Annotated in this window: 18 protein-coding genes and 1 other RNA gene; 9 read left to right on the top strand and 10 right to left on the bottom strand. The window is 59.9% G+C overall.

Features of this window, described 5'->3' with window-relative positions:
• Positions 1–14 precede the first annotated feature (14 nt).
• The 5 genes from ccoS to AC1RPZ_RS17925 all read left to right on the top strand — a co-directional run bounded on the left by ccoS (position 15) and on the right by AC1RPZ_RS17925 (position 3,954).
• Entirely contained in the window at positions 15–245 is a 231-nt protein-coding gene (gene ccoS / locus AC1RPZ_RS17945) for a cbb3-type cytochrome oxidase assembly protein CcoS (protein WP_493138303.1), read from the top strand.
• The gene (locus AC1RPZ_RS17940) at positions 238–921 is read left to right on the top strand and encodes a sulfite exporter TauE/SafE family protein (RefSeq protein ID WP_493138302.1); all 684 of its coding nucleotides are present in this window, start codon (positions 238–240) and stop codon (positions 919–921) included. Before ccoS ends, AC1RPZ_RS17940 begins: the two co-directional genes overlap by 8 nt.
• 209 nt (positions 922–1,130) lie before the next feature.
• Complete coding sequence (hemN, locus tag AC1RPZ_RS17935) at positions 1,131–2,513, top strand: oxygen-independent coproporphyrinogen III oxidase (protein WP_493138301.1); 1,383 nt, start codon at positions 1,131–1,133, stop codon at positions 2,511–2,513.
• Positions 2,514–2,592: 79 nt separating this feature from the next.
• Complete coding sequence (gene fnr, locus AC1RPZ_RS17930) at positions 2,593–3,327, top strand: fumarate/nitrate reduction transcriptional regulator Fnr (RefSeq protein WP_493138300.1); 735 nt, start codon at positions 2,593–2,595, stop codon at positions 3,325–3,327.
• Between the two features lie 78 nt (positions 3,328–3,405).
• Positions 3,406–3,954 carry an adenine phosphoribosyltransferase gene (locus AC1RPZ_RS17925; RefSeq protein WP_493138299.1) on the top strand — a complete coding sequence of 183 codons (549 nt, stop codon included), beginning with the start codon at positions 3,406–3,408 and terminating at the stop codon, positions 3,952–3,954.
• A gap of 118 nt (positions 3,955–4,072) precedes the next feature.
• Here the strand turns inward: AC1RPZ_RS17925 and recR are convergent, their stop codons facing one another.
• From recR to AC1RPZ_RS17905, 4 genes are all read right to left on the bottom strand, one after another.
• The gene (gene recR / locus AC1RPZ_RS17920; protein ID WP_401120225.1) at positions 4,073–4,675 is read right to left on the bottom strand and encodes a recombination mediator RecR; all 603 of its coding nucleotides are present in this window, start codon (positions 4,673–4,675) and stop codon (positions 4,073–4,075) included.
• 144 nt (positions 4,676–4,819) lie between these two features.
• Positions 4,820–5,158 carry a YbaB/EbfC family nucleoid-associated protein gene (locus AC1RPZ_RS17915; protein WP_008028561.1) on the bottom strand — a complete coding sequence of 113 codons (339 nt, stop codon included), beginning with the start codon at positions 5,156–5,158 and terminating at the stop codon, positions 4,820–4,822.
• 67 nt (positions 5,159–5,225) lie between these two features.
• Entirely contained in the window at positions 5,226–7,319 is a 2,094-nt protein-coding gene (gene dnaX / locus AC1RPZ_RS17910) for a DNA polymerase III subunit gamma/tau (RefSeq protein ID WP_493138298.1), read from the bottom strand.
• 229 nt (positions 7,320–7,548) lie between these two features.
• Entirely contained in the window at positions 7,549–9,249 is a 1,701-nt protein-coding gene (locus tag AC1RPZ_RS17905) for a putative bifunctional diguanylate cyclase/phosphodiesterase (RefSeq protein ID WP_493138297.1), read from the bottom strand.
• Positions 9,250–9,739: 490 nt separating this feature from the next.
• Between AC1RPZ_RS17905 and AC1RPZ_RS17900 the strand changes: the two genes are divergently transcribed.
• Together AC1RPZ_RS17900 and AC1RPZ_RS17895 are read left to right on the top strand one after the other, a co-directional pair.
• On the top strand, positions 9,740–10,054 hold the full coding sequence (locus tag AC1RPZ_RS17900; RefSeq protein ID WP_493138296.1) for a helix-turn-helix domain-containing protein: 315 nt from the start codon (positions 9,740–9,742) through the stop codon (positions 10,052–10,054).
• Between the two features lie 137 nt (positions 10,055–10,191).
• Positions 10,192–10,560, top strand: a complete 369-nt coding sequence (locus tag AC1RPZ_RS17895) for a VOC family protein (protein ID WP_493138295.1) — start codon at positions 10,192–10,194, stop codon at positions 10,558–10,560.
• A 119-nt stretch (positions 10,561–10,679) separates the two neighbouring features.
• Here AC1RPZ_RS17895 and ffs read toward each other — a convergent pair.
• The 6 genes from ffs to AC1RPZ_RS17865 all read right to left on the bottom strand — a co-directional run bounded on the left by ffs (position 10,680) and on the right by AC1RPZ_RS17865 (position 20,589).
• Positions 10,680–10,776: signal recognition particle sRNA small type (gene ffs, locus AC1RPZ_RS17890), an RNA gene on the bottom strand.
• Between the two features lie 189 nt (positions 10,777–10,965).
• Positions 10,966–13,323, bottom strand: a complete 2,358-nt coding sequence (gene ligA, locus AC1RPZ_RS17885) for an NAD-dependent DNA ligase LigA (RefSeq protein WP_493138294.1) — start codon at positions 13,321–13,323, stop codon at positions 10,966–10,968.
• A gap of 86 nt (positions 13,324–13,409) precedes the next feature.
• Positions 13,410–14,831 (bottom strand): group II intron reverse transcriptase/maturase, encoded by a 1,422-nt coding sequence (ltrA, locus tag AC1RPZ_RS17880; protein ID WP_493138293.1) that lies wholly within the window; start codon positions 14,829–14,831, stop codon positions 13,410–13,412.
• Positions 14,832–15,333: 502 nt separating this feature from the next.
• Entirely contained in the window at positions 15,334–16,182 is an 849-nt protein-coding gene (gene zipA / locus AC1RPZ_RS17875; protein WP_493138292.1) for a cell division protein ZipA, read from the bottom strand.
• 256 nt (positions 16,183–16,438) lie between these two features.
• A complete protein-coding gene (gene smc, locus AC1RPZ_RS17870) occupies positions 16,439–19,927 on the bottom strand; it encodes a chromosome segregation protein SMC (RefSeq protein ID WP_493138291.1) in 3,489 nt (1,162 codons plus the stop codon).
• Positions 19,928–19,929: 2 nt separating this feature from the next.
• On the bottom strand, positions 19,930–20,589 hold the full coding sequence (locus AC1RPZ_RS17865) for a GntR family transcriptional regulator (protein ID WP_493138290.1): 660 nt from the start codon (positions 20,587–20,589) through the stop codon (positions 19,930–19,932).
• A 267-nt stretch (positions 20,590–20,856) separates the two neighbouring features.
• Here AC1RPZ_RS17865 and xdhA point away from each other — a divergent pair, with 267 nt between their 5' ends.
• Both xdhA and xdhB read left to right on the top strand, forming a co-directional pair.
• Entirely contained in the window at positions 20,857–22,311 is a 1,455-nt protein-coding gene (gene xdhA / locus AC1RPZ_RS17860) for a xanthine dehydrogenase small subunit (protein WP_493138289.1), read from the top strand.
• Positions 22,304–24,703 carry a xanthine dehydrogenase molybdopterin binding subunit gene (gene xdhB / locus AC1RPZ_RS17855; protein WP_493138288.1) on the top strand — a complete coding sequence of 800 codons (2,400 nt, stop codon included), beginning with the start codon at positions 22,304–22,306 and terminating at the stop codon, positions 24,701–24,703. The genes xdhA and xdhB overlap by 8 nt, the downstream gene beginning before the upstream one ends.
• Positions 24,704–24,728 lie beyond the last annotated feature (25 nt).

Here is a 24,728-nt window from a genome sequence, read left to right as displayed (position 1 = left end):
AGCATGGAGTCCAGATGCCAGCTCTTTATGTGATGATCCCGGCGGCGCTGCTGATCGTCGCCATCGCCATTTACATCTTCTTCTGGGCGGTCGACAGCGGTCAGTACGACGACCTCGACGGTCCGGCCCACAGCATCCTGTTCGACGACCAGGACCCGAACCATCAGGCAGCGGTCGATGAAGCCAGCGGTCACTCACCGACTGATCCGGCCAAACCGACCGACAAGGCCCCGCCTCATGCTTGAGTTGGCGCCACTGCTGGTTTCTGCGGTGATCCTTGGTCTACTCGGTGGCGGCCATTGCCTGGGCATGTGTGGCGGGTTGATGGGCGCGCTGACCCTGGCGATTCCCAAGGAACAGCGCAGCCGGCGTTTTCGTCTGCTGCTGGCGTACAACCTCGGGCGGATTCTCAGCTACGCCACCGCCGGCCTGCTGATCGGCCTGGCGGGATGGGCCGTGGCCAACAGCCCGGCGGCGATGTTCATGCGTATTCTGGCCGGATTGCTGCTGATCGCCATGGGCCTGTACCTGGCCGGCTGGTGGAGCGGCCTGACCCGTATCGAAAGCCTGGGACGCGGTCTGTGGCGCTACATACAACCCATTGCCAACCGCCTGCTGCCGGTGTCGAGCCTGCCGCGGGCGTTGCTGCTTGGCGCACTTTGGGGCTGGCTGCCTTGCGGTTTGGTCTACAGCACGCTGCTGTGGTCTGCCAGCCAGGGCAACGCCATCGATAGCGCGTTATTGATGCTCGCGTTTGGCCTTGGCACCTGGCCGGTGCTGCTCGCCACTGGCCTTGCCGCCGAGCGGGTCACCGCGCTTTTGCGCAAACGCAGCGTACGCATGACCGGCGGCTTGCTGGTCATCCTGTTCGGCATCTGGACCCTGCCGGGGCCGCATCAGCATTGGTTGATGGGGCATTAGATCGGCGGTGCGCCCTTCGCGAGCAAGCTCACTCCCACATTGGATTTCCGGTGTTCACAAAATCCCTGTGGGAGCGAGCTTGCTCGCGATGGGGCCGTCACCGACAACGCGGATCCCGACCGAATGCCCCGTTGATGCAAATCAAGATGCCCCAACGCCGCACCCCCTAGACTCGCCAACACTGCCAGCCTATCCGGGGGAATGCCCGCATGCTCGACGCCATTCGTTGGGACACAGATCTGATCCGCCGTTATGACCTGGCGGGACCACGCTACACCTCGTACCCGACCGCGGTGCAATTCAACAGTCAGGTCGGTACGTTCGACCTGCTCCACGCCCTGCGTGACAGCCGCAAGGCCCTGCGACCATTGTCGCTGTACGTGCATGTGCCGTTCTGCGCAAACATCTGCTACTACTGCGCCTGCAACAAGGTCATCACCAAGGACCGCGGCCGCGCCCTGCCCTACTTGCAGCGGCTGGAACAGGAAATTCAGCTGATCGCCTGTCACCTGGACCCAAGCCAGAAAGTCGAACAATTGCACTTCGGCGGTGGCACCCCGACCTTTCTCAGCCACGACGAACTGCGCCAGTTGATGGCGCAACTGCGCAAGCATTTCAATCTGCTGGACGATGACTCCGGCGATTACGGCATCGAGATCGACCCACGGGAAGCCGACTGGTCGACCATGGGCCTGCTGCGCGAGCTGGGTTTCAACCGGGTCAGCATCGGCCTGCAGGACCTCGACCCCGCGGTACAGCGCGCGGTCAATCGCCTGCAAAGTCTGGAGGAGACCCGAGCGGTGATCGAGGCGGCGCGCACCTTGCAGTTCCGCTCGATCAACATCGATTTGATTTACGGCCTGCCCAGACAAACCGCCGAGAACTTCGCCCGCACTGTGGACGAAGTCATCAACCTGCAACCGGATCGGCTCTCGGTGTTCAACTACGCGCACCTGCCCGAACGCTTCATGCCGCAGCGGCGAATCGACAGCAACGACCTGCCGGCACCCGCCGAAAAACTGAACATGCTCCAGCGCACCATCGAACAACTGACCGCCGCCGGTTACCGCTACATCGGCATGGATCATTTCGCCCTGCCGGACGATGAGCTGGCCATCGCTCAGGAAGAATCAACGCTACAACGCAACTTCCAGGGTTACACCACCCACGGTCATTGCGACCTGATCGGCCTGGGGGTGTCGGCCATCAGCCAGATCGGTGATTTGTACTGCCAGAACAGCAGCGATCTGAATCAATACCAAAACGCTCTGGCCAGCGCGCAACTGGGCACCAGTCGTGGTTTGCTGTGCAACCAGGACGACCGTCTGCGACGGGCAGTGATTCAGCAGCTGATCTGCACGTTCAGCCTGGAATTCGCACAGATCGAGCAGGCCTTCAACATCGATTTTCGCGGCTACTTCAGCGAGCTCTGGCCGCAGTTGCAGAGCATGGCCGAGGATGGCCTGATCGAACTCGACAGCGAAAAAATCGTGGTCCTGCCAGCCGGCCGGTTGTTGGTCCGTTCGGTGTGCATGGTCTTTGATGCTTACCTGGAACAGCAGAATCGCCAGCGTTTCTCTCGGGTGATTTAAGACGCCGCAAGCTGGCCTCAAGGTCATTGTGTGAGTTACCCTTACATCTTATGTGTGTTTTCCCACAAGGATCTAAGAAATGTCCGAGTCAGTTAAACTGCGCGCTCATAACCAGGCACATTGCAAGGATTGCAGCCTGGCCCCTCTGTGCCTGCCACTTTCTCTGAATCTGGAAGACATGGATGCGCTGGACGACATCGTCAAACGTGGTCGCCCGCTGAAAAAAGGCGAGTTTCTGTACCGCCAGAGTGACGAGTTCGATTCCGTTTTTGCAGTACGCTCCGGCGCGTTGAAAACCTTCAGCCTGAGCGACGGCGGCGAAGAGCAGATCACCGGCTTCCACTTGCCGAGCGAGCTGGTCGGGCTGTCGGGCATGGACACCGAAAGCCACCCGGTTTCGGCCCAGGCGCTGGAAACCACTTCGGTCTGCGAAATCCCCTTCGAGCGCCTCGATGAATTGGCCCTGCAACTGCCGCAGTTGCGCCGCCAATTGATGCGCGTGATGAGCCGCGAGATTCGTGACGATCAGCAGATGATGCTGTTGCTCTCGAAGAAAACCGCTGACGAGCGTATTGCCACGTTTCTGGTCAACCTGTCGGCACGTTTCCGCGCTCGCGGGTTCTCGGCCAACCAGTTCCGCCTGAGCATGTCGCGCAACGAAATCGGCAACTACCTGGGCCTCGCGGTGGAAACCGTGTCCCGCGTGTTCACGCGCTTCCAGCAGAACGAGCTGATCGCCGCCGAAGGCAAGGAAGTGCACATCCTCGACCCGATCCAGCTCTGCGCGCTGGCCGGTGGTTCGGTCGAAGGCTGATCTTGCGACTGCGGCTGAGCGAACCCGCTCAGCCGCAGTTATACTGCGGCGTTTGTAGCCTGCCAGGACACCTCGACGATGGTCATCGACTCCTTCGACATCAAATCCCTGATCCGCCCCGTGATCGACTTCCCAAAGCCGGGCGTGATCTTTCGCGACATCACCCCGCTGTTCCAGTCCCCCAAGGCCCTGCGCCTGGTGATGGACAGTTTTGCGCACCGCTATGTCGAAGCCGACTTCACCCACATCGGCGCCATGGATGCTCGCGGTTTTCTGATCGGCTCGATCCTCGCTTATCAGTTGAACAAGCCACTGGTGCTGTTTCGCAAGCAGGGCAAACTGCCGGCTGACGTGCTGTCCGAGGGTTATCAGACCGAGTACGGCGAAGCCTTCCTTGAAGTCCACGCCGACAGCCTCTGTGAAGGCGACTCGGTGCTGATGTTCGATGACCTGATCGCCACCGGGGGCACGCTGATCGCTGCGGCCAATCTGGTTCGACGCATGGGCGCACGGATTTTCGAAGCGGCGGCGATTATCGACCTGCCGGAACTGGGCGGCTCACAGCGGCTGGAAGACATGGGTATTCCGACGTTCTGCCTGACGCAGTTTGCGTTGAGCGAAAGATAACTCGGCGTCTTCACCGACGCCATCGCGAGCAAGCTCGCTCCCACAGTTGACCGAATTGTCCTGTCGAATGCGGTCCAATGTGGGAGCGAGCTTGCTCGCGATGACGTCAGTTCACGCGCTACAGAACGATCGGCTTACGTCCGGCAAACGAATGGGCCAGAGTCCCGCCATCCACCAGCTCAAGCTCGCCACCCAACGGCACACCGTGGGCGATGCGCGAGGCGATCAGGCCTTTATTGCTGAGTAACTGGGCGATGTAATGCGCCGTGGCTTCACCTTCAACCGTCGGGTTGGTGGCCAGGATGACTTCAGTGAATGTACCCGCCTCTTCGATCCGCGCCAGCAACTGCGGAATGCCGATGGCTTCCGGGCCCAGACCGTCGAGTGGCGACAAATGCCCCTTGAGCACGAAGTAGCGACCGCGATACCCGGTCTGCTCCACCGCATAGACATCCATCGGCCCTTCGACCACGCACAGCAAAGTGTCGTCGCGGCGGGTGTCGGCGCACTGCGGACACAGATCGTCTTCAGTCAGCGTGCGGCACAGACGACAATGGCCGACCCCTTCCATAGCTTGGCTCAAGGCCAGCGCCAGCCGCGAGCCACCGCTGCGATCGCGCTCGAGCAGTTGCAACGCCATGCGCTGGGCGGTTTTCTGACCAACACCGGGCAGTGTGCGCAAGGCGTCGATCAGTTGGCGAATCAAAGGGCTGAAGCTCATGGGGGAAAGGTCCGACAAAACAACGAGACGCGGTTTATACCTGCGCCTGAAGGCCGACGTCAAATGCTCATCTGCGTGTCGCAGAAACAAAAAAGCCAGGCACGATGCCTGACATTTTTGTAGTCCATCCGACGCGTTAGCGAATCAGAATGGCAGTTTCATGCCCGGCGGCAGTTGCATGCCTGCGGTCATGCCGGACATTTTGTCCTGGCTGTTGGCTTCGATCTTGCGCACGGCGTCGTTGACGGCGGCGGCGAACACGGCCTCCAGCATCTCCTTGTCGTCTTCGCTCAGGCCTTCCACCAGGCTTGGATCGATGGTCACGCGCTTGACGTCGTGACGACCGGTCATTACCACAGTGACCATATCGCCACCGGCTTTACCGGTGACTTCGGCGTTGGCCAGCTCTTCCTGCATCTTGGCCATTTTTTCCTGCATCTGCTGCGCCTGCTTCATCAGGCCGGCCATGCCACCTTTCATCATGGGAATCACCTCAAAAGTACTTGGATCAAAACGGCGCCCGGCCCAGTGGGCCGAACGCCTTCAGTTATTAGCCCTGGCTGACCAGAGCCTCGACAGGTTCAATAGTATCGTTACGGATCACCGCGCCGAACTGTTGCATCATTTGCTGGATGAACGGATCGCCATGGATCGAATCCTCGGCCTCGCGCTGGCGGTCGGCGCGTCGACGCGAAGCCGCCTGGGCCGGGGTTTCCTGCTCGGGCTTGATCAGCTCGATGCTCACCGTCAGGGTGCGCTGGTGATACTGGTTCAGTGCATCGTTCAGCCGGCGTTGTTGAGTCGCATTGAACAGCGCGCTGTGGGCCGGGTCCAGATGCAGTAGCCAGTGATCGCCATCGACCGCGATCAACGTGCAGTTGGCGGCGATGCTGCCGGTCATGCCGGAAATCGACAATTTCGGGAACAGCTCCAGCCATTGCAATGCCAGACCGGTGGCCGGCATCGCGGCCGGTTCAGGTTCGGGTGCCGGCGTTGGTTCTGCGGTGTGCTCACTGGCCAGTTCATCAAGGTAACTATAGGCCGAATCCATGTCCGGCTCGATGTAGTCCTCGTCCAGCGGCGGCTCGTCATCCAGGTCCATGCCCGGCGTGGCGGCGTCGACTTCAGCCACCGACGGCTCGGGAATCGGCGCTGCCGCCCATTCCGGAGCATCGGGTACAACACTGTCCGGAGTCGGCATCGGCATGGGGGTCAGGTCAGGCTGTTCGGCGGTCGTCTCCAGTACCGGCTCGACGGCCGGTTGCTGCACGATCTCAGGCTCCACCGGATCGTTCCAGGGCAGGTCGACGACTGCTTCGACGATGGCCACAGGCTCAGGCGCAGGCACGACCACTGGAGCAATCGGCTCAGGTGCCGACACGGGTGCAACCACCTCGGCAACCGGTTGAACCGGCGCCGCAGCGACAGGCGCAGCAGCAACGGGAGCCGGAGCGACTACCGGCGCAACACGCGGTGCGCCAGCCACTGAGTTTGCGGAATCAACTGTGGCCTGGCTGATCCCCACTGGCTTTAGCGGCTGCCTCGGTGCGTCCGCGGTGTCTGCCGGTCGGAACGCGAGCATTCGCAGCAAGACCATTTCGAAACCACCGCGCGGGTCGGGTGCCAGCGGCAAATCGCGGCGTCCGATCAGGCCCATCTGGTAATAGAACTGCACGTCTTCGGCCGGCAACGCCTGAGCCAGCGCCAACACCCGGTCGCGGTCGCCATGACCATTATCGACGCCTTCAGGCAGGGCCTGGGCAATCGCGACGCGGTGCAGCACGTTAAGAATTTCCGACAGCACGCCGTTCCAGTCCGGGCCCTGCTCGGCCAGATGCCGCACCGCTTCGAGCAACGCCTTGGCGTCACCGTCGAGCAGCGCGTGCAGGACGTCGTAGACCTGGCCATGATCGAGCGTGCCGAGCATCGCCCGCACGTCAGCCGCCATGACCTTGCCTTCACCGAAGGCGATGGCCTGGTCGGTGAGGCTCATCGCATCGCGCATCGAACCGTCGGCCGCACGGCCCAACAGCCACAGTGCATCGTCTTCGAACGGCACATTCTCGACGCCGAGCACATGGGTCAAATGCTCGACCACACGCTCCGGCGTCATGTTTTTCAACGAGAACTGCAGGCACCGCGACAGAATCGTTGCAGGAAGTTTCTGCGGATCGGTGGTCGCCAGGATGAACTTGACGTAGGGCGGTGGCTCTTCGAGGGTTTTCAACAGCGCATTGAAGGAATGGCTGGAGAGCATGTGCACTTCGTCGATCAGGTAGACCTTGAAACGCCCACGGCTCGGCGCGTACTGCACGTTGTCGAGCAGTTCGCGGGTGTCCTCGACCTTGGTCCGGCTCGCGGCGTCGATCTCGATCAGGTCGACGAAGCGCCCTTCATCAATTTCGCGGCACACCGAGCACTCGCCACACGGCGTCGAAGTGATACCTGTTTCACAGTTCAGGCATTTGGCAATGATCCGCGCGATGGTGGTCTTGCCCACACCGCGGGTGCCGGTAAAAAGGTAGGCGTGGTGCAGCCGCTGGCTGTCCAAGGCATTGATCAGAGCCTTGAGCACATGGGTCTGGCCGACCATTTCGCGAAACGAGCGCGGACGCCATTTACGTGCAAGAACCTGATAACTCATCGAAAACCGTCGCAACTGGGAAGCGGAAGCGGGTAATGCTAGCGGAGCAAGGGCAAAATTGCATCCGGTGCGCTCGGCTAATCTGGCTAAGCTGGTCTTTGGAGGCGTTTTAATCGGCTCCTGCCGGTTCTTTTGCTGGGGAGTTTCGGCCGACCCAAGGCATCGGGTACGACGTGATGCTCAGCCTGGCTCAAGTGAGCCGGCCCAGGCCAACCCGCCGCCATCAGCCTCAGACCGCCTGGTCCAGCGCCTGCCACTGGGTCGGCGCGACGAAGGCCTTGACCCAACCCGGCACCTCACTGGCCGGCATCGGCCGCGCAATGAAATAGCCCTGCGCCACCTCGCAACCCAGGCGCAACAGCAACTGGCCATGCTCAATGCTTTCCAGGCCTTCGGCGATCACCTCTCGTCCGAATGCCCGAGCCAGGCCGATCACCGCAGTGGTCAACGCCAGATCATCGCGGTCATGCAATATGTCGCGCACAAATGACTTATCGATCTTGATGGTATGCGTGTGCAGACGCTTGAGGTAGCTCAGCGACGAATAACCGGTGCCAAAATCCCCCAGAGAGAACCTCACGCCCAGCGCCTGACAGGCTTGCAGGCAGGTACTGACGTGCTGAATATTCTCGATCGCCACCGACTCGACAATCTCCAGGTCGAGCAACTGGGGCGCGACCCAGGCGTGCCGTTCGAGCACGTTCTTGAGCCGATCAAAAAAGTCCGCTCGCTGAAAATGCCGAGCAGCGATGTTGACGCTGACCGGCCAACGCTGACCGTCCTTTTGCCATCGCGACAACTGCGCCAGAACCTGTTCCATCACCCACTCGCCAATATCGACGATCAGATCAGTCTCCTCCACAAACGGCAGAAACTCCCTGGGTGGCACCAGGCCATTCTGCGGGTGCTCCCAACGCAGCAACGCCTCGAAGCCCACCACCGCACCGCACCGCATATTGACCTTGGGCTGAAAATGCAGGCGCAGCTCATCGCTGAGCAAGGCCTGACGGACCCGTGCGACCGTCTGATGAGTCGCTTTGACCTCTTGGTCGTGCATCACATCAAACAGGTGAAAACGGTTACGCCCGCTTTGCTTGGCCACGTACATTGCCTGATCGGCGTGGCGCAGCAGGGTTTCCGCGTCTTCACTGTCGTCCGGGAACAGCGTGACGCCGATGCTGGCAAAGACATTGATGTCCTTGCCCAGAATGGAATACGGCGCAGAGATCGCCCCTAGCACCCGATGCAGCGCCGCGCGCAATTCCGGCATATCGCGCACAAACCGCAAAATCAGCACGAACTCGTCCCCGGCCAGCCGTGCCACCACATCCTCACCACGAACGATGGTGCGTAGGCGCTTGGCCACTTCAATCAGCAACACGTCGCCACTGGCGTGACCATAGCCGTCATTGACTGCCTTGAAACCATCGAGGTCGAGCATGCATACCGCCAACGGCACGTTCTCGACGCGGGAATAATCCAGGGCCTGCTCGAGCAAGTCGGAGAGATACGCCCGATTGGGCAGACCGGTCAGCACGTCATGGCCGACCCGCCATTGCAGCGAGTGCAGCAACTGGCGCTTTTCACTGATATCGAAGCGAATCGACAGATAGCGATGGACCCGCCCGGTCGACTCGTCCAGCACCGGCACCATGGTGCTATCGACCCAGTAGAGGCTACCGTCCTTGGCCCGATTGCAGATTTCGCCCTTCCAGACCTTGCCCAGAGCAATGGTGCGCCACATCGCTGCGAAAAAATCGTCAGGATGCAGGCCTGAGTTGAGGATGCGGTGGTCGGCACCCAGCAGTTCCTCGCGGCTATAACCAGACGCCGCGCAAAACAAATCGTTGACGTAAGTAATGCGCCCCGCCAGGTCAGTCTCGGAAAAAATAGCGGCTGCATCTACGGCCCTGCGGTACTTCTCATCCATGAGTACGGCTCACTGTGGCTAGCGGTTGTACCGCTCGACCAGCGCACGACGCCCGGAAGAGATGTTTTGAAAGGTGTTGCACTGCGCAGGGGATCGCAGCGCGTGATGCTGTCGGGGCAACATCCTTGTAAAAGAGCGGGCCGGCAAATTCAGATGCACGTTAAAACTCCATGAACAGCATTCGATGGCCCCCGAACAGACGAAGATCAACTAGGCTCAGAGGCCTCGTACAGGCACGTCAAAAACACTGACTCGGGTAATATTGAAACGGTATTTCGCGTCGTCAGCGGCGTCTCCGCACACTCTGAGAAGTAACGCAATGCTGGCTTTCTCACATTGTCTGGACTTATGAAGCCAGGTCACCAAATGCCCGTACGAAGCGGTGATTCTACGAAATACATCACATTTTGCAAAGCAAGGTGATGGATCATGCAGTTGTCTAATGCAAAAATCTATCGTTAAGTTCTTGATTCTAAATGGGAATTGAGCGATGCAAATTTCAAGTTTGGGTCCAGCCATAAGACGCTATCGCAAGGTGGCGGGGCTTACTCAGGCTGAACTCGGTGAAAAAACCGGTTTTGACCCCAAAACCATCAGCCGCTTCGAAACCGGCACCTATACCCCTAGTGTGGAAGCCCTGTTCATGCTTGCCGATGTGCTGGGAGTGAAGCTCAAAGCGTTTTTTGCCGATCTTGGCGACGAAGACGAGCAGCGAGCGTATTTGTTCGGTGTCATACACAACGCCACCCCGAAGGATCTGGGAAGGCTGATCGCGGCGGTTGACCAGGCCTTGTCCAAGCCTTAGAGCCAGAAACAAAAAAAGAGCAGGCATGCGTATCGGATTGATAGGCGCGCCTGCTCTTTTGCTATCGACTACTGACAGAAACTGACAACCCGACCATCTAGGCTTGAGCCATCAATGCCAACGACATCGGAGTCGCCATGAACGCCCAACATTATCTGCTGCTGTACGTCGACAGCCCCGCCACCAGTGCCAACTTCTACAGCCGCCTACTGGACAAACCACCGGTTGAACTGCAACCGACCTTCGCACTGTTCATTCTCGATTCAGGGCTAAAGCTTGGGCTGTGGTCCAGGCACACCGTGGAACCTGCGGCCGAAGCGGCGGGCGGTGGCGGCGAACTGGGATTCTCGGTGGCCGACGAGCAGGCGGTCGACACGCTGTACGCCGCATGGACCGCACAAGGGCTGCGCATCGCCCAAACACCGACTGCACTGGATTTCGGCTACACCTTCGTGGCACTCGATCCTGATGGGCATCGGTTGCGGGTGTTTGCGCTTTCGGAATGACGGAGAGGTTGTTTCAGACAAAACGAAGCATCGATCAGGGAAGATCAATGAGATAAAAGTCTGGAATTTTTTGAGAGAGTACAAGCCTTGCGAAAGAAGGCCTGGCGTTAAGGTGGCAACCCCACCAGCCACACCCCGGCACACAATGTTCCCGCTGTGGCTGCTTCCTTCCGGATCTGACCAGGTTCACGGGTAATCGTTGCGGGGGGACCGATGGGGTCACCATAACGACGCTCACCTGACGGCGAGCCGCGCCATTGTACCTATCTGAGACGAAGTTACAACCGTTGGTACAGATTAAAAAATATGAGCCGCGTCAAGGACCTGCGTTGATCCTGAAAAGATCGCAGCCTGCGGCAGCTCCGACCGGTAAACGCCGATCCCGGAGCTGTCGCAGTTGCGATCTTAAACGTTGATACCGCGCTCCTTCAGAAACCCGACAAACGCCTCTTCGTCCAGCACCTTCAACCCCAGCTCATTGGCCTTGACCAATTTTGAGCCTGCGCCAGGCCCCGCCACCACGCAGTAAGTCTTGGCCGACACCGAGCCCGCCACCTTGGCGCCGAGGCTTTCGAGCTTGTCCTTGGCGACGTCGCGGCTCATCAGCTCCAGAGAGCCGGTGAGCACCCAGGTCTGGCCTGCCAACGGCAAGCCTTCGACGACTTTTTTCTCGCTTTGCCAGTGCATGCCGAAGTCGCGCAATTGCTTCTCGGCATCCAGCGCCAGCTGGCGATTCTGTTCGATGGCGAAGAACTCCCGCACAGCGTTGGCCTGTTTCTCAGGCAACGCCTGACGCATGTCCAGCCAGTCGGCGCTGATGATTGCCTCCAGCGAACCGAACTTGTCGGCCAGCTTCTGCGCCCCGCCCGGCCCGACCGAGGGAATGTTGAGCTTGTCGATCATCCCGCCCAGCGTGGTACTGGCAGCAAACTCGGCGCCCAACTCGCCCTGATCCTGAATCTCCAGGCCATGCTTGAGCAGTTCTTCGATCACTTTCCGGTTGTGCGCGTCTTCGAAGAAGCTGTGAATCTCGTAGGCGACTTCCAGCCCGACATCCGGCAAGTACGTCAGCACTTGCGGCAACGCCTGCTGAACCCGCGCCAGCGACGCCAGTGAGCGCGCCAGGACCTTGGCCGTCTCTTCGCCGACATCCGGAATACCAAGGGCGTAGATGAAACGTGCCAGGCCAGGCTTCTTGCTATCGGCAATGGCGCCTAGCAGGTTCTTGCTCGACAGCTCGGCAAAACCTTCCAGGTCAACGATCTGCTCGAAGCTCAAGGCGTACAAATCCGCCGGCGAGCTGACCAGACCTTCGTCCACCAACTGCTCGACGCTCTTCTCGCCCAAGCCTTCAATGTCCATGGCCCGGCGCGAAACGAAATGGATGATCGCCTGCTTGAGCTGCGCACCGCAGGCCAGACGACCGACACAGCGATACACTGCGCCTTCGCTGACGGTTTCGCGGCCCTTGCTGCGCTTGACCAGTTGCGTGCGCTCGACTTGCGAACCACAGACCGGACAGCACTCGGGAATCTGTACCGGGCGGGCGTTTTCCGGACGACGCTCGGTGACCACTTGCACCACTTGCGGGATCACGTCACCGGCGCGGCGGATGATTACCATATCGCCAATCATCAAACCCAGACGCGCCACTTCATCCATGTTGTGCAACGTCGCATTGGACACGGTCACACCCGCCACTTTCACCGGTTTCAACCGCGCAACCGGAGTGACCGCACCGGTTCGGCCGACCTGGAATTCCACGTCGAGCAACTCGGTGAGTTCTTCCATCGCCGGAAACTTGTGGGCAATCGCCCAGCGCGGCTCGCGAGCGCGGAAGCCCAGCTCACGTTGCGAGGCAATGCTGTTGACCTTGAACACCACGCCGTCGATTTCATAAAGCAGCGCATTACGGCGCTCGCCAATGTCGCGGTAGTAATCAAGGCATTCATCGATGCCCTTGGCCAGTTTCAGCTCGCGGCTGACCGGCATGCCCCACTGCTTGAGCTGCAGCAAATTGCCGATGTGTGTGTCGGCAATCTCGGCCGAGACCTGGCCGAGACCATAGCAGCAAAACTCCAGCGGGCGACTGGCGGTGATCTTCGAATCCAGCTGGCGCAAGCTGCCCGCCGCGGCGTTGCGCGGGTTGGCGAAGGTCTTGCCGCCGACTTCCAGCTGCGTGGCGTTAAGACGCTCGAAACCGGCCTTGGACATATACACTTCGCCGCGCACTTCCAGGGTCGCCGGCCAGCCACTGCCTTGCAGCTTGAGCGGAATGTTGCGCACGGTGCGCACGTTGACGCTGATGTCTTCACCGGTGGTGCCGTCGCCGCGAGTAGCGCCGCGCACCAGCATGCCGTCCTGATACAACAAGCTGACTGCCAGGCCATCGAGCTTCGGCTCACAGCTGTATTCAACCTCGGCGCCACCGCCGAACAAATCGCCGGCCGGCAAATCCAGACCTTCGGTGACCCGGCGATCGAACTCGCGCATGTCGGTTTCTTCGAAGGCGTTACCGAGACTGAGCATCGGCACTTCGTGCCGCACTTGAGTGAACGTCGCAAGCGCCGCACCGCCAACCCGCTGGGTCGGTGAGTCGATAGTGACCAGCTCGGGGTTTGCCGTTTCCAGCGCCTTGAGCTCGTGGAACAGCCGATCGTATTCGGCGTCCGGAATGCTCGGCTCGTCGAGGACGTAGTAACGGTAGTTGTGCTGATCCAGCTCAGCGCGCAGCTCTAGAATGCGATTTTCAGCGGCGGTCATGGGTGTTCTCTCATAATCGAGTAGGAGGCGGATTTGCATCCGCCGTCCTCTCACACCACCGTACGTACGGTTCCGTATACGGCGGTTCAGGTTAAGCGGTTAAGCCGGGTTATCGTGTCCAGTATTGAGACCAGCCCGAGTCGATCCCAGAGTTTCTTCGGCAGCGCCTGATTCATATGGGGTGCTCCCGAATTCCACCAAGGGCCTCGACCATTGAATGCTGAGTGACAAGCACGAGCTTCGTTGAGCCCTAGACGCATTAAGTTGCGCGCCCTCGTAGAGGGCTGCTTCCATTGGCGCCAGATGATACAGCGAAGTTTGTGACGCACCCAGCCATCAAGATCCTCAAGTGGCCGCTTGCTCTGACTCAACTTGAAGTAGCCAGCCCAGCCGCGCAGCACGGGGTTGATCCGCTCGATGACGCTCGCCATCTTGTGGCTTCGCATTGTGCGCAGCAGGCTTCGAAGTCGGTCGCGCAAGCGATCCAGACTCATCGTTGCCACTCTTAGTCTCGGCTGTTGATGCCAACTCATTCCATAGCCCAAGTAATCACATATCCACGACCCGACGACTCGGCTCTTTTCCCGATTCAGCACCAGTTTCAGGCGCTGGTTCAGGAAACGCTCGACGCCAGCCATCACTCGTTCGCCGGCGCGACGACTACGCACATAAATATTCGCGTCGTCGGCATAACGCACGAAACGATGGCCCCGCCGTTCCAGTTCGCGGTCGAGTTCGTTGAGCAAGATATTCGACAGCAGCGGCGAGAGCGGGCCGCCTTGCGGCGTCCCTTCCTGCCGTCGGCTGACGAGTCCACCTGACATCGTTCCCGCCTCGAGATAACGACGGATCAGCGTGAGCACCCGTTTGTCTTCGATTTGACGCTCGAGGTAGGCCATCAATACATCGTGGTTGACCCGATCAAAGAACTTCTCCAGATCAAGCTCCACACACCAGCGGTGTCCCGCCGCCACATGGCCGCGAGCGGTTTCGATGGCTTGGTGAGCGCTTCTGCCCGGACGAAAGCCGTAGCTGTAGTCCGAGAACAGCGGATCGAAGATCGGCGTGAGCTGTTGTAGCAGGGCCTGCTGGATCAGGCGATCCACGACGCTGGGGATGCCCAGCTGGAGGGTTCCGCCTTTGGGTTTGGGGATTTCGACAGTGCGCACACCTTGCGGGTGGTACTCACCGGCCAGCAACCGAGCCTTGAGGGTCGGCCAATACTGTTTCACGTAGCCTGACAAATGCTCGACCGTCATGCCATCGGCACCCGACGCGCCTTTGTTGCTGACTACGCGTTGATACGCACGTCTGAGGTTGGCGGGTGCAAGCACCCGCGCCATCAGCGTGTCCGGCTCCGCGTTCGTCCACGTCACAGACGCCGTCGATGCTTGCGCCCTGTCAGCCGTCATCCTCGAATACCGTCCGGGACTTGGGGTAACAGTTTTCTCTTGGAGAATATTCTGCGTTTCAGCATTCGACGAGACTCTGACGCCTACTGGCGGCATAACCTGTTCGGCCCTTGGTGGCGTGGTTACTCGCCACTTACTACGGCCTCGGCTGACTTCTGCAGATTCATCCCGTCGCCTCGCGGCGCTCGGTAGCACAGTGGCAAACCTGCAGATCTCCCAGGGTAATTCGCGCGACCTTCCTGCTTATGCCTGTCGGATCTACGTCACAGCGTTCCGTGCAAGTATCGGGCCTTGAAGATGCTTGCCTTCTTACCCCGCTGCGCCGCCTCTATCCGCTTCCTGTTCGTCAGGCCAGCATTTTGCCTCGGGCTTCCTTCAGATTCGCAGTCGCCCGCGACACCCTTGCCTCTGGCTAACACTTCCCCTTGCCGGGTGTGTAGAGGACTTTCACCTCCAAGTCACCAGCGAGGCCACCACAGCCAAGCTGGTTGCGCTTGCGCGCAACGCGCCATGCCTGGCGCACAAGCAAAAGAGCAGCCGAGGCTGCTCAATCTATTTTGCTGATTGCCCCGCGCCCGGCGCGGGAGCAACCTTTGAATCAGCGCTTCTGGGTCAGGGCGCGGCGCTCGAACTCGACGATACGCTGACGGTAGTGCTCGATGGTCTGAGCGGTCAGCACGCTGCGCTGATCGTCTTTCAGTTCGCCATTGAGCTCCTGAGACAGTTTGCGAGCGGCGGCGACCATCACGTCGAAGGCTTGTTTCGGGTGACGCGGGCCTGGCAAGCCGAGGAAGAAGCTGACAGCCGGGGTGCTGAACAGATCGATATCGTCCAGATCGAACACGCCAGGCTTGACCGCGTTGGCCATGGAGAACAGCACTTCGCCATTACCGGCCATGCTTTCGTGACGATGGAAGATATCCATCTCGCCAAAGCGCAGGCCGCTTTCCAGAATGTTCTGCAACAGGGCCGGGCCTTTGAAACCGCCCGGATCACGGCAGATCACGCTGATGACCAGTACTTCTTCTGCCTGCGGCTGTTCTTTATTTGCCGCAGCGCTCGACGTTTTGGTTTCGTCCGGGAAATCATCACGGCTGCTGAAGCTCGGGCCACCGTCCAGGTCCAGGTTCAAATTCAGGTCGCCCTGAGATGGCTCGCTGCCACGCTTGCCGCGCTTGGAACCCGATTCACGCGGCTCACGGGCAGGCATGCTCACCGACGGCAAGTCATGCTCGTCGAGTTGCGGCTCTTTATGGGTATCCAGCACGCGCGGCGGACCCAACAGCTCAGCGCCGCTGTCCTCGTCCGGCAGGTTGGACAGGCTGCGGTCCAGGCGAAATTTCAGCTTGCCTTTGCCGCCGCGCATGCGCCGCCAGCCATCAAAAAGAATACCGGCAATGACAATAATGCCGATGACGATCAGCCACTCGCGCAGACCGATTTCCATGTAATCCCGTGCCTCTATAAAAAATGCTGAAAAATAAGGGGTTTACAACCTGCAAACCGCTTTAAAACGTGGCGCCAACTCTCTGTTCTGAATGGCGTTTTGCCCACGCATACGAAAAATTGACATTAAACTAGCACGACCAAAGATAACTTTACACCGTCAGTCACGATGGCTTCCGCCATTATGTCGATTGGCCAGCAATCTGCGCGGGTAAAAATCCCTGATTCCCGCAAACATATGGCCTACGCACCATGACTCAGGCGTCCACCATTGCCATCGCCTCCTCGACATCCACGGCCACCAGACGTGAACAACCGGGCTCGTGCATCGTAACCCCCATCAATTGCTCGGCCATTTCCATGGCGATCTTGTTGTGGGTGATATAGATGAACTGCACCGTTTGTGACATCTCTTTCACCAATCGGGCATAGCGTCCAACGTTAGCGTCATCCAGCGGTGCGTCAACTTCGTCGAGCATGCAAAACGGTGCCGGGTTCAGCTTGAAGATCGCAAAAACCAGCGCCAATGCAGTCAGGGCTTTTTCACCGCCTGAGAGCAAATGGATGGTGCTGTTCTTTTTCCCGGGCGGACGCGCCATGATCGTTACCCCTGTATCGAGTAGATCTTCGCCCGTCAGTTCCAAATAAGCGCTGCCACCACCGAAAACTTTTGGAAATAGCGCCTGTAAACCGCCATTGATCTGATCAAAGGTATCTTTGAAGCGATTACGGGTTTCCTTGTCGATCTTGCGAATGACGTTTTCCAGGGTGTCGAGCGCTTCCACCAGGTCAGCGTCCTGAGCATCCAGATAACGCTTGCGCTCGGACTGCTGCTGGTACTCGTCGATGGCCGCGAGGTTGATCGCCCCCAGGCGCTGAATTCGCGCAGCAATGCGTTCGAGCTCTTCTTCGGCGTCTTTTTCATTCGCTTCGGCCACCAACGTGGCGAGCACGCCGTGCAGGTCGTAGCCGTCTTCGAGCAATTGATCCTGCAAGGTTTTGCGGCGCACGGTCAGGGCCTGCCATTCCATGCGCTGTTGTTCGAGTTGACCACGGATCAGCTGCGATTGCTGCTCGGCCTGACTACGGCGCTTCTCGGCATCACGCAGTTCGCGGTCAGCATCTTCCAGGGCGATCTGCGCGGTTCTCAATTCTTCGTCGACGCTCATGCGCTTGTCGAGCAGCTCTTCAAGCTTGAGCCGCAATTCTTCCAGCGGCGCTTCGCCCTCCTCCAGATTGAGGCTGAGTTGTTCGCGCTTTTCAGTCAGACGCTCGGACTGCAATTCCAGCCGTTCCAGCGCCTGACGGGTTGAGTCGTGTTGCGCCTTGAGCGAGCCCAGACGCACCGCCAATTGGTGCGCGTGGTCCTTGTGCTGGCGGGCTTCCTGCCGCACCCGATCCAGGCGCTCGCGCAAGCTGTCGCGCTGAGCCAGCAGCAACTCGCGCTGCTCGGTGTCAATGGCCATGCTGTCGAGGGCTTCCTGCAATTGCAGGCGCGACTCGCCAATCTGTTCGTGTTCCAACGCGCGCTGCTCACCCAACTCGCCGAGCTCTTCATCGAGACGCGTGCGGCGCAACGTCAGCTGCTCGGCCTTGGCTTTACCGGCGGACAGCTGAGCTTTCAATTCGCCTTGCTGGCGCGCTTCGTCTTGCAGCAAACGGCGCAGGTGTTCGCGGCCGTTCTCTTGCTGACGCTGCTGGGCGCGCAGGTTTTGCAAGGTGGTTTCCAGGGTCTCCACGGTCGCTTCGCGCTCTTCGCGCTCAAGCCCCAGACGCTGGATTTCCTGCCCGCGCGCCAACATGCCGCTCTCGGCTTCACTGGCGCGGCGCACTCGTAAAAAGTGCCGACCGACCCAGTAGCCGTCACGGCTGATCAGGCTTTCGCCGAGCGACAACTGGCCACGCAGCGCCAACGCCTGTTCGAGACTTTCCACCGGTTTGACCTGCCCCAGCCACGGCGACAGATCGATCTGCGCCTCAACTTTGTCGAGCAGGCTGCCAGGGATCCGTACACCGTCGCTGGCCGGGCTGAGCAAGCGCAAATCGCCTTGGGTAAACCCGGACAGATCGAAGCCCGCAAAGTCATCGACCAGCACCGCTTGCAGGTCGGCGCCGAGCACGGTTTCCACCGCCAGTTCCCAACCCGCTTCAACCTTCAAATCTTCAGCCAGACGTGGACGCTCGGCCAAGTGCTGCTCACGCAACCATTCGGCAGTGCCAGTGCCCGGATCGAGCGCCGCTTGCTGCAGCGCCTCTAGTGAGGCCAGGCGCCCATTGAGTCGTTGCAAATCGCCCTGCGCCTGCTGCTGGTTTTGCAGGGCCAGTTGCAACTCTTGACGCAACTGCTCAAGCCGCTCGACCTGAGCTTCTTCGCTGGCCTGCAAATCTTCGAGGGTCGCTTCGCTGGCGGCGAGTTGTTCGCTGAGGTCGAGAATCGCCGCGTCTTCCGGGTCCGCCGAGAGCAGGTCGCGCTCTTCAGCCAAGCGACGTTGACGCTCGGCCAGGCGTTCCATGCTGGTTTCCAGCTGCTGGATGCGCGACTGCTGGACTTCAGCCTGACGCTGTGGCTCGGCCGAGCGCAGGTTGAAACTGTCCCACTGTTCCTGCCAGCCGTGCATGGTAGTTTCGGATTCTTCCAGCGCGGCGGCGGCTTCTTCAGCGGCGGCGCTGGTGACTTCCTGCTCGGGTTTGAGCATGTCCAGCTCTTCGCCGAGGGTCGCCAGCAAGGTGCGGTCGTGGCCCAGGTGTGATTCGGTTTCCAGGCGTGAACGCTCGGCTTCCTTGAGGTCGTCCTGCAACTGACGCAAACGCTGCTGGCCGTGCTGGATGCTCTGCTCGACCCGGGCGATGTCGCCGCCGACCGAATAGAAACGCCCCTGTACCAGATTGAAGCGCTCAGACAGGTCGTGATGACCGTCGCGCAGCCGTTCGATGCTGGCATCGGCGTTACGCTGTTCAGCGACCAGGGCTTCGAAACTGACTTCCTGGTTACCGATGATCGCCTCGCGCTGGCCGACCTGTTCGTTCAATGCCTGCCAGCGCAACGCCGACAGCTGAGCCTTGAGCTGACGCTCTTCGGCTTTGTATTCCTGATACTTCTCCGCCGCCTGGGCCTGACGGTGCAAGCGTTCGAGCTGACGTTCCAGCTCATCACGCAGGTCGGTCAGGCGCGCCAGGTTTTCGTGGGTGCGGCGGATGCGGTTTTCAGTCTCGCGTCGGCGCTCCTTGTACTTGGAGATCCCCGCCGCTTCTTCGATGAAATTACGCAGGTCTTCGGGCTTGGCTTCGATCAGCTTGGAGATCATCCCCTGCTCGATGATCGAGTAACTGCGTGGGCCCAGGCCAGTGCCGAGGAAGATATCGGTAATGTCCCGGCGACGGCATTTAGTGCCGTTGAGGAAATAGGTGTTCTGGCTGTCGCGGGTGACTTTGCGGCGAATGGAGATCTCCGCGTAAGCCGCGTACTCGCCGATCAGCGTGCCATCGGAGTTGTCGAACACCAGCTCGATACTTGCCTGACTCACCGGTTTGCGGCTGGTGGAACCGTTGAAGATGACATCGGTCATCGACTCGCCGCGCAAGTTCTTTGCCGAGCTCTCGCCCATCACCCAGCGTACGGCGTCGATGATGTTCGACTTGCCGCAACCATTGGGCCCGACCACCGCCGCCATGTTACTGGGGAAGTTTACCGTGGTCGGGTCGACGAAGGATTTGAACCCCGCCAGTTTGATGCACTTGAGCCGCACGCTCAGGCAACCGGCAAGGCAGACAGCACCAGATCGCAACTGCGCCGGGCATAAGCCGAGAGCACGACGCGAATCTCTGGTAGATCACGAGCCAGCACGGCCGCGAGCAAGCGCTCGAACAGTTCAAGGAACTCGCTCATCTCGGCCTTGCGCTGTTCCAGGGCAAGAAAATAGGCACGACTCATGGCCGGTTGCAGGTTCTCGACGGTTTCCTGCAAGTACGGGTTATTGGCGAAGGGATACGCCGCGCGCATCACGTTGAAGCTGTCTTCGACAAAGGCGCGGATGTCCTGACGCTCGTAACTGGCACTCAGGCGCTGCTGGATTTGCAGGAACGGCGCCATGTCGGCCTGGACTTGCCAGCCATTGGCTACCGAATTGCCGAGCAGAATGTACAGCTCGCTCATCAGCGTGCACAGGCTCTGCACCTTGTGCGCGGTGAGTTCGGTCACGTGGGCGCCACGACGCGGCAGGATGGCGATCAGGTGCCGGCGTTCGAGGATCAGCAAGGCTTCGCGAACCGAGCCGCGGCTGACATTGAGGGCCAGCGTGACCTTCTGTTCCTGGATGCGCTCTCCCGGCTTGAGGTCGCCGCGAATGATGCGTTCGGCGAGGTGGTGAGCAATTTGCTCGGCGAGGCTGTCCGGCGCCTTGAACGTCATGGTATTCCTTCAAAATCTTCGATCGGCACAAGCGGCGCAGTGTAGCGCAATTGATACGTAATGGCGCAGGGCCCAGCCAGCGGAATTTGGCACGATTCAAGCAAAAAGCGAGGTATCCCGAGAGGGTCAATAATGAAAGAAGCTACTGTTGATCGGCAAAAGCGATTTTCCTGACCTTTAAGTCAGAAAATCATTGACCGAAAAGTCAGACCTGATAAATTCAGGTTCAAGTCGGTTAACAACAATAATGAGTCTGCGAGGCCTTCCGTGATCCAGTTTTTACTTAACCAGGAACTCCGTAGCGAGCACGCCCTGGACCCGAATCTGACCGTGCTGAACTATCTGCGCGAGCATTTGGGCAAACCCGGTACCAAAGAAGGTTGCGCCAGTGGTGACTGTGGCGCGTGCACGGTGGTGGTCGGCGAATTGCAGACCGACGACACCGGACGCGAACACATTCGCTATCGCAGCCTCAACTCGTGCCTGACATTTGTTTCGTCGCTGCACGGCAAACAACTGATCAGCGTCGAAGACCTCAAGCATCAAGGCCAACTGCACAGCGTGCAAAAAGCCATGGTCGAGTGCCACGGCTCACAGTGCGGCTTCTGCACACCGGGCTTCGTCATGTCGCTGTTCGCCTTGCAGAAAAACAGCGATCAACCCGATTCCCATAAAGCCCACGAAGCCCTCGCTGGCAACCTCTGCCGCTGCACCGGCTACCGGCCGATTCTGGCTGCCGCCGAACAAGTGTGCTGCGCCAAACAGCCCGACCAGTTCGACGCTCGCGAAGCCGAGACCATCGCTCGCCTGAAGGCCATCGCGCCGACCGACACCGGTGAACTGAACAGCGGCGACAAACGCTGCCTGGTGCCACTGACCGTCGCTGATCTCGCCGATCTCTATGACGCCTATCCGCAAGCCAGGCTGTTGGCCGGCGGCACCGACCTGGCGCTGGAAGTGACCCAGTTCCACCGCACGCTGCCGGTGATGATCTACGTCGGCAACGTCGCAGAAATGAAGCGCATCGAACGCTTCGACGATCGCCTGGAAATCGGCGCCGCCACCGCCCTCTCCGACTGCTACGACGCTCTCAAGGCCGAGTACCCGGACTTCGGCGAATTGCTGCAACGTTTCGCCTCGCTGCAAATCCGCAACCAGGGCACCCTTGGCGGCAACATCGGCAACGCCTCGCCGATTGGTGACTCGCCACCGCTGCTGATCGCTCTGGGCGCACAGCTTGTTCTGTGCAAAGGCGAAACCCGTCGCACCCTGGCGCTGGAAGACTATTTCATCGATTACCGGGTCACTGCGCGCCAGGAAAGCGAGTTCATCGAGAAAATCATTGTGCCGCGTGCCAGCGCTGAACAACTGTTCCGCGCCTACAAGGTTTCCAAGCGTCTGGACGATGACATTTCCGCCGTCTGCGCGGCGTTCAACCTGCGCATCGAAAGCGGCGTGATCGCTGACGCTCGCGTTGCCTTCGGTGGCATGGCGGCGACGCCAAAACGCGCCAAGAGCTGCGAAGCTGCATTGCTCGGCGCGCAATGGAACAACACCACACTCGAACGCGCCTGCGCCGCGCTTGCGCAAGACTTCACGCCGCTTTCGGACTTCCGTGCGAGCAAGGAATACCGCCTGCTCAGTGCGCAGAACCTGCTGCGTAAATACTTCATCGAACTGCAAACACCGCACATCGAGACCCGGGTGACCGCTTATGTCTAACCATCACAAAGTCGAAAAGACCCAAGCTGAACTGGCCGAACTGTTTGCCAAGGACCTGACCACCGGTGTCGGTCGCAGCGTCAAGCACGACAGCGCCGACAAGCATGTGTCCGGTGAAGCGCAGTACATCGATGATCGGCTGGAGTTCCCGAATCAGTTGCACGTTTACGCACGGCTCTCGGACCGCGCCCACGCGAAAATCATCAGCATCGACACCCAGCCCTGCTATGCCTTCGAAGGCGTGCGCATCGCCATTACCCACGAAGACGTGCCGGGTCTGAAAGACATCGGCCCGTTGTTGCCGGGCGATCCGTTGCTGGCCATCGATGATGTGCAATTCGTCGGTCAACCGGTGCTCGCGGTGGCCGCGAAAGACCTGGAAACCGCACGCAAAGCCGCCATGGCAGCGATCATCGAATACGAAGATCTGGAGCCGGTGCTCGACGTCGTCGAAGCGCTGCGCAAACGCCACTTCGTGCTGGATAGCCACACCCACAAACGCGGCGATTCAGCCACTGCGCTGGCGACTGCCGAGCACCGTATCCAGGGCACGCTGCACATCGGCGGCCAGGAACACTTCTATCTGGAAACCCAGATCTCTTCGGTGATGCCGACTGAAGATGGCGGCATGATCGTCTACTGCTCGACCCAGAACCCCACCGAAGTGCAGAAACTGGTGGCGGAAGTGCTCGACGTATCGATGAACAAAATCGTTGTCGACATGCGTCGCATGGGCGGCGGTTTCGGCGGCAAGGAAACCCAGGCCGCCAGCCCGGCCTGCCTCTGCGCAGTGATCGCACACCTGACCGGCCAACCGACCAAAATGCGTCTGCCACGGGTCGAAGACATGCTGATGACCGGCAAGCGTCACCCGTTCTACATTGAATACGATGTGGGCTTCGACAACACCGGACGCCTGCACGGCATCCAGCTGGAACTGGCCGGTAATTGCGGTTGTTCACCGGACCTGTCGGCCTCCATCGTCGACCGGGCGATGTTCCACTCGGACAACTCGTACTACCTGGGCGACGCGACCATCAACGGTCACCGCTGCAAAACCAACACCGCGTCGAACACCGCCTATCGCGGCTTTGGTGGCCCGCAAGGGATGGTCGCCATCGAAGAAGTGATGGACGCCATCGCCCGTCATCTGGCCCTTGATCCACTGGCCGTGCGCAAGGCCAACTACTACGGCAAGACCGAGCGCAACGTCACCCATTACTACCAGACCGTCGAGCACAACATGCTCGAGGAAATAACCGCCGAGCTGGAAGAAAGCAGCCAGTACGCCGAACGCCGCGAAGCAATCCGGCGCTACAACGCCAACAGCCCGGTCCTGAAAAAAGGCCTGGCGCTGACCCCGGTGAAATTCGGTATTTCCTTCACCGCCAGCTTCCTCAACCAGGCCGGTGCGCTGATTCACGTCTACACCGACGGCAGCATCCATCTGAACCACGGCGGCACCGAGATGGGCCAGGGCTTGAACGTCAAGGTCGCGCAAGTCGTGGCCGAAGTGTTCCAGGTTGAAATCGACCGTGTGCAGATCACCGCGACCAACACCGACAAGGTCCCGAACACCTCGCCGACCGCCGCGTCCAGCGGTGCCGACCTGAATGGCAAGGCCGCGCAAAACGCCGCCGAAATCATCAAGCAACGCCTGGTGGAATTTGCCGCACGCAAGTTTGAGGTCAGCGAAGCAGACGTGGAGTTTCACAACGGCCACGTGCGGGTTCGCGATCACATCCTGACCTTCGAAGAGTTGATCCAGCAGGCGTATTTCGCTCAGGTGTCGCTGTCCAGCACCGGCTTCTACAAGACCCCGAAAATCTTCTACGACCGCAGTCAGGCACGTGGTCGGCCGTTCTACTACTACGCCTTCGGTGCAGCCTGCGCCGAGGTGATCGTCGATACCCTGACCGGCGAATACAAAATGCTCCGTACCGACATCCTGCATGACGTCGGCGCCTCGCTGAACCCGGCCATCGATATCGGCCAGGTCGAGGGTGGCTTCATCCAGGGCATGGGCTGGCTGACCATGGAAGAGCTTGTCTGGAATAACAAGGGCAAACTGATGACCAACGGCCCGGCCAGCTACAAGATCCCGGCGGTTGCCGACATGCCGCTGGATTTGCGAATCAAGCTGGTGGAAAACCGCAAGAACCCGGAAGACACGGTGTTCCATTCCAAGGCCGTGGGTGAACCGCCGTTCATGCTCGGCATCGCCGCCTGGTGTGCGATCAAGGATGCGGTGGCGAGCCTGGGCGATTACAAACATCAACCAAAAATCGACGCACCCGCCACACCGGAGCGGGTGTTGTGGGGCTGTGAACAGATGCGCCAATTGAAGGCGGTGAAAGCCGTGGAAGCCGAGACCGAGCTGGCTTCGCTGTAAAGACCGTGTCGCGGCCATCGCGAGC

The organism is Pseudomonas sp. GW822-FHT02D10 (assembly GCF_058802345.1).
The sequence above is the reverse complement of the archived record's forward strand: the minus strand, read 5'-3'. Positions and strand labels throughout refer to the sequence as shown.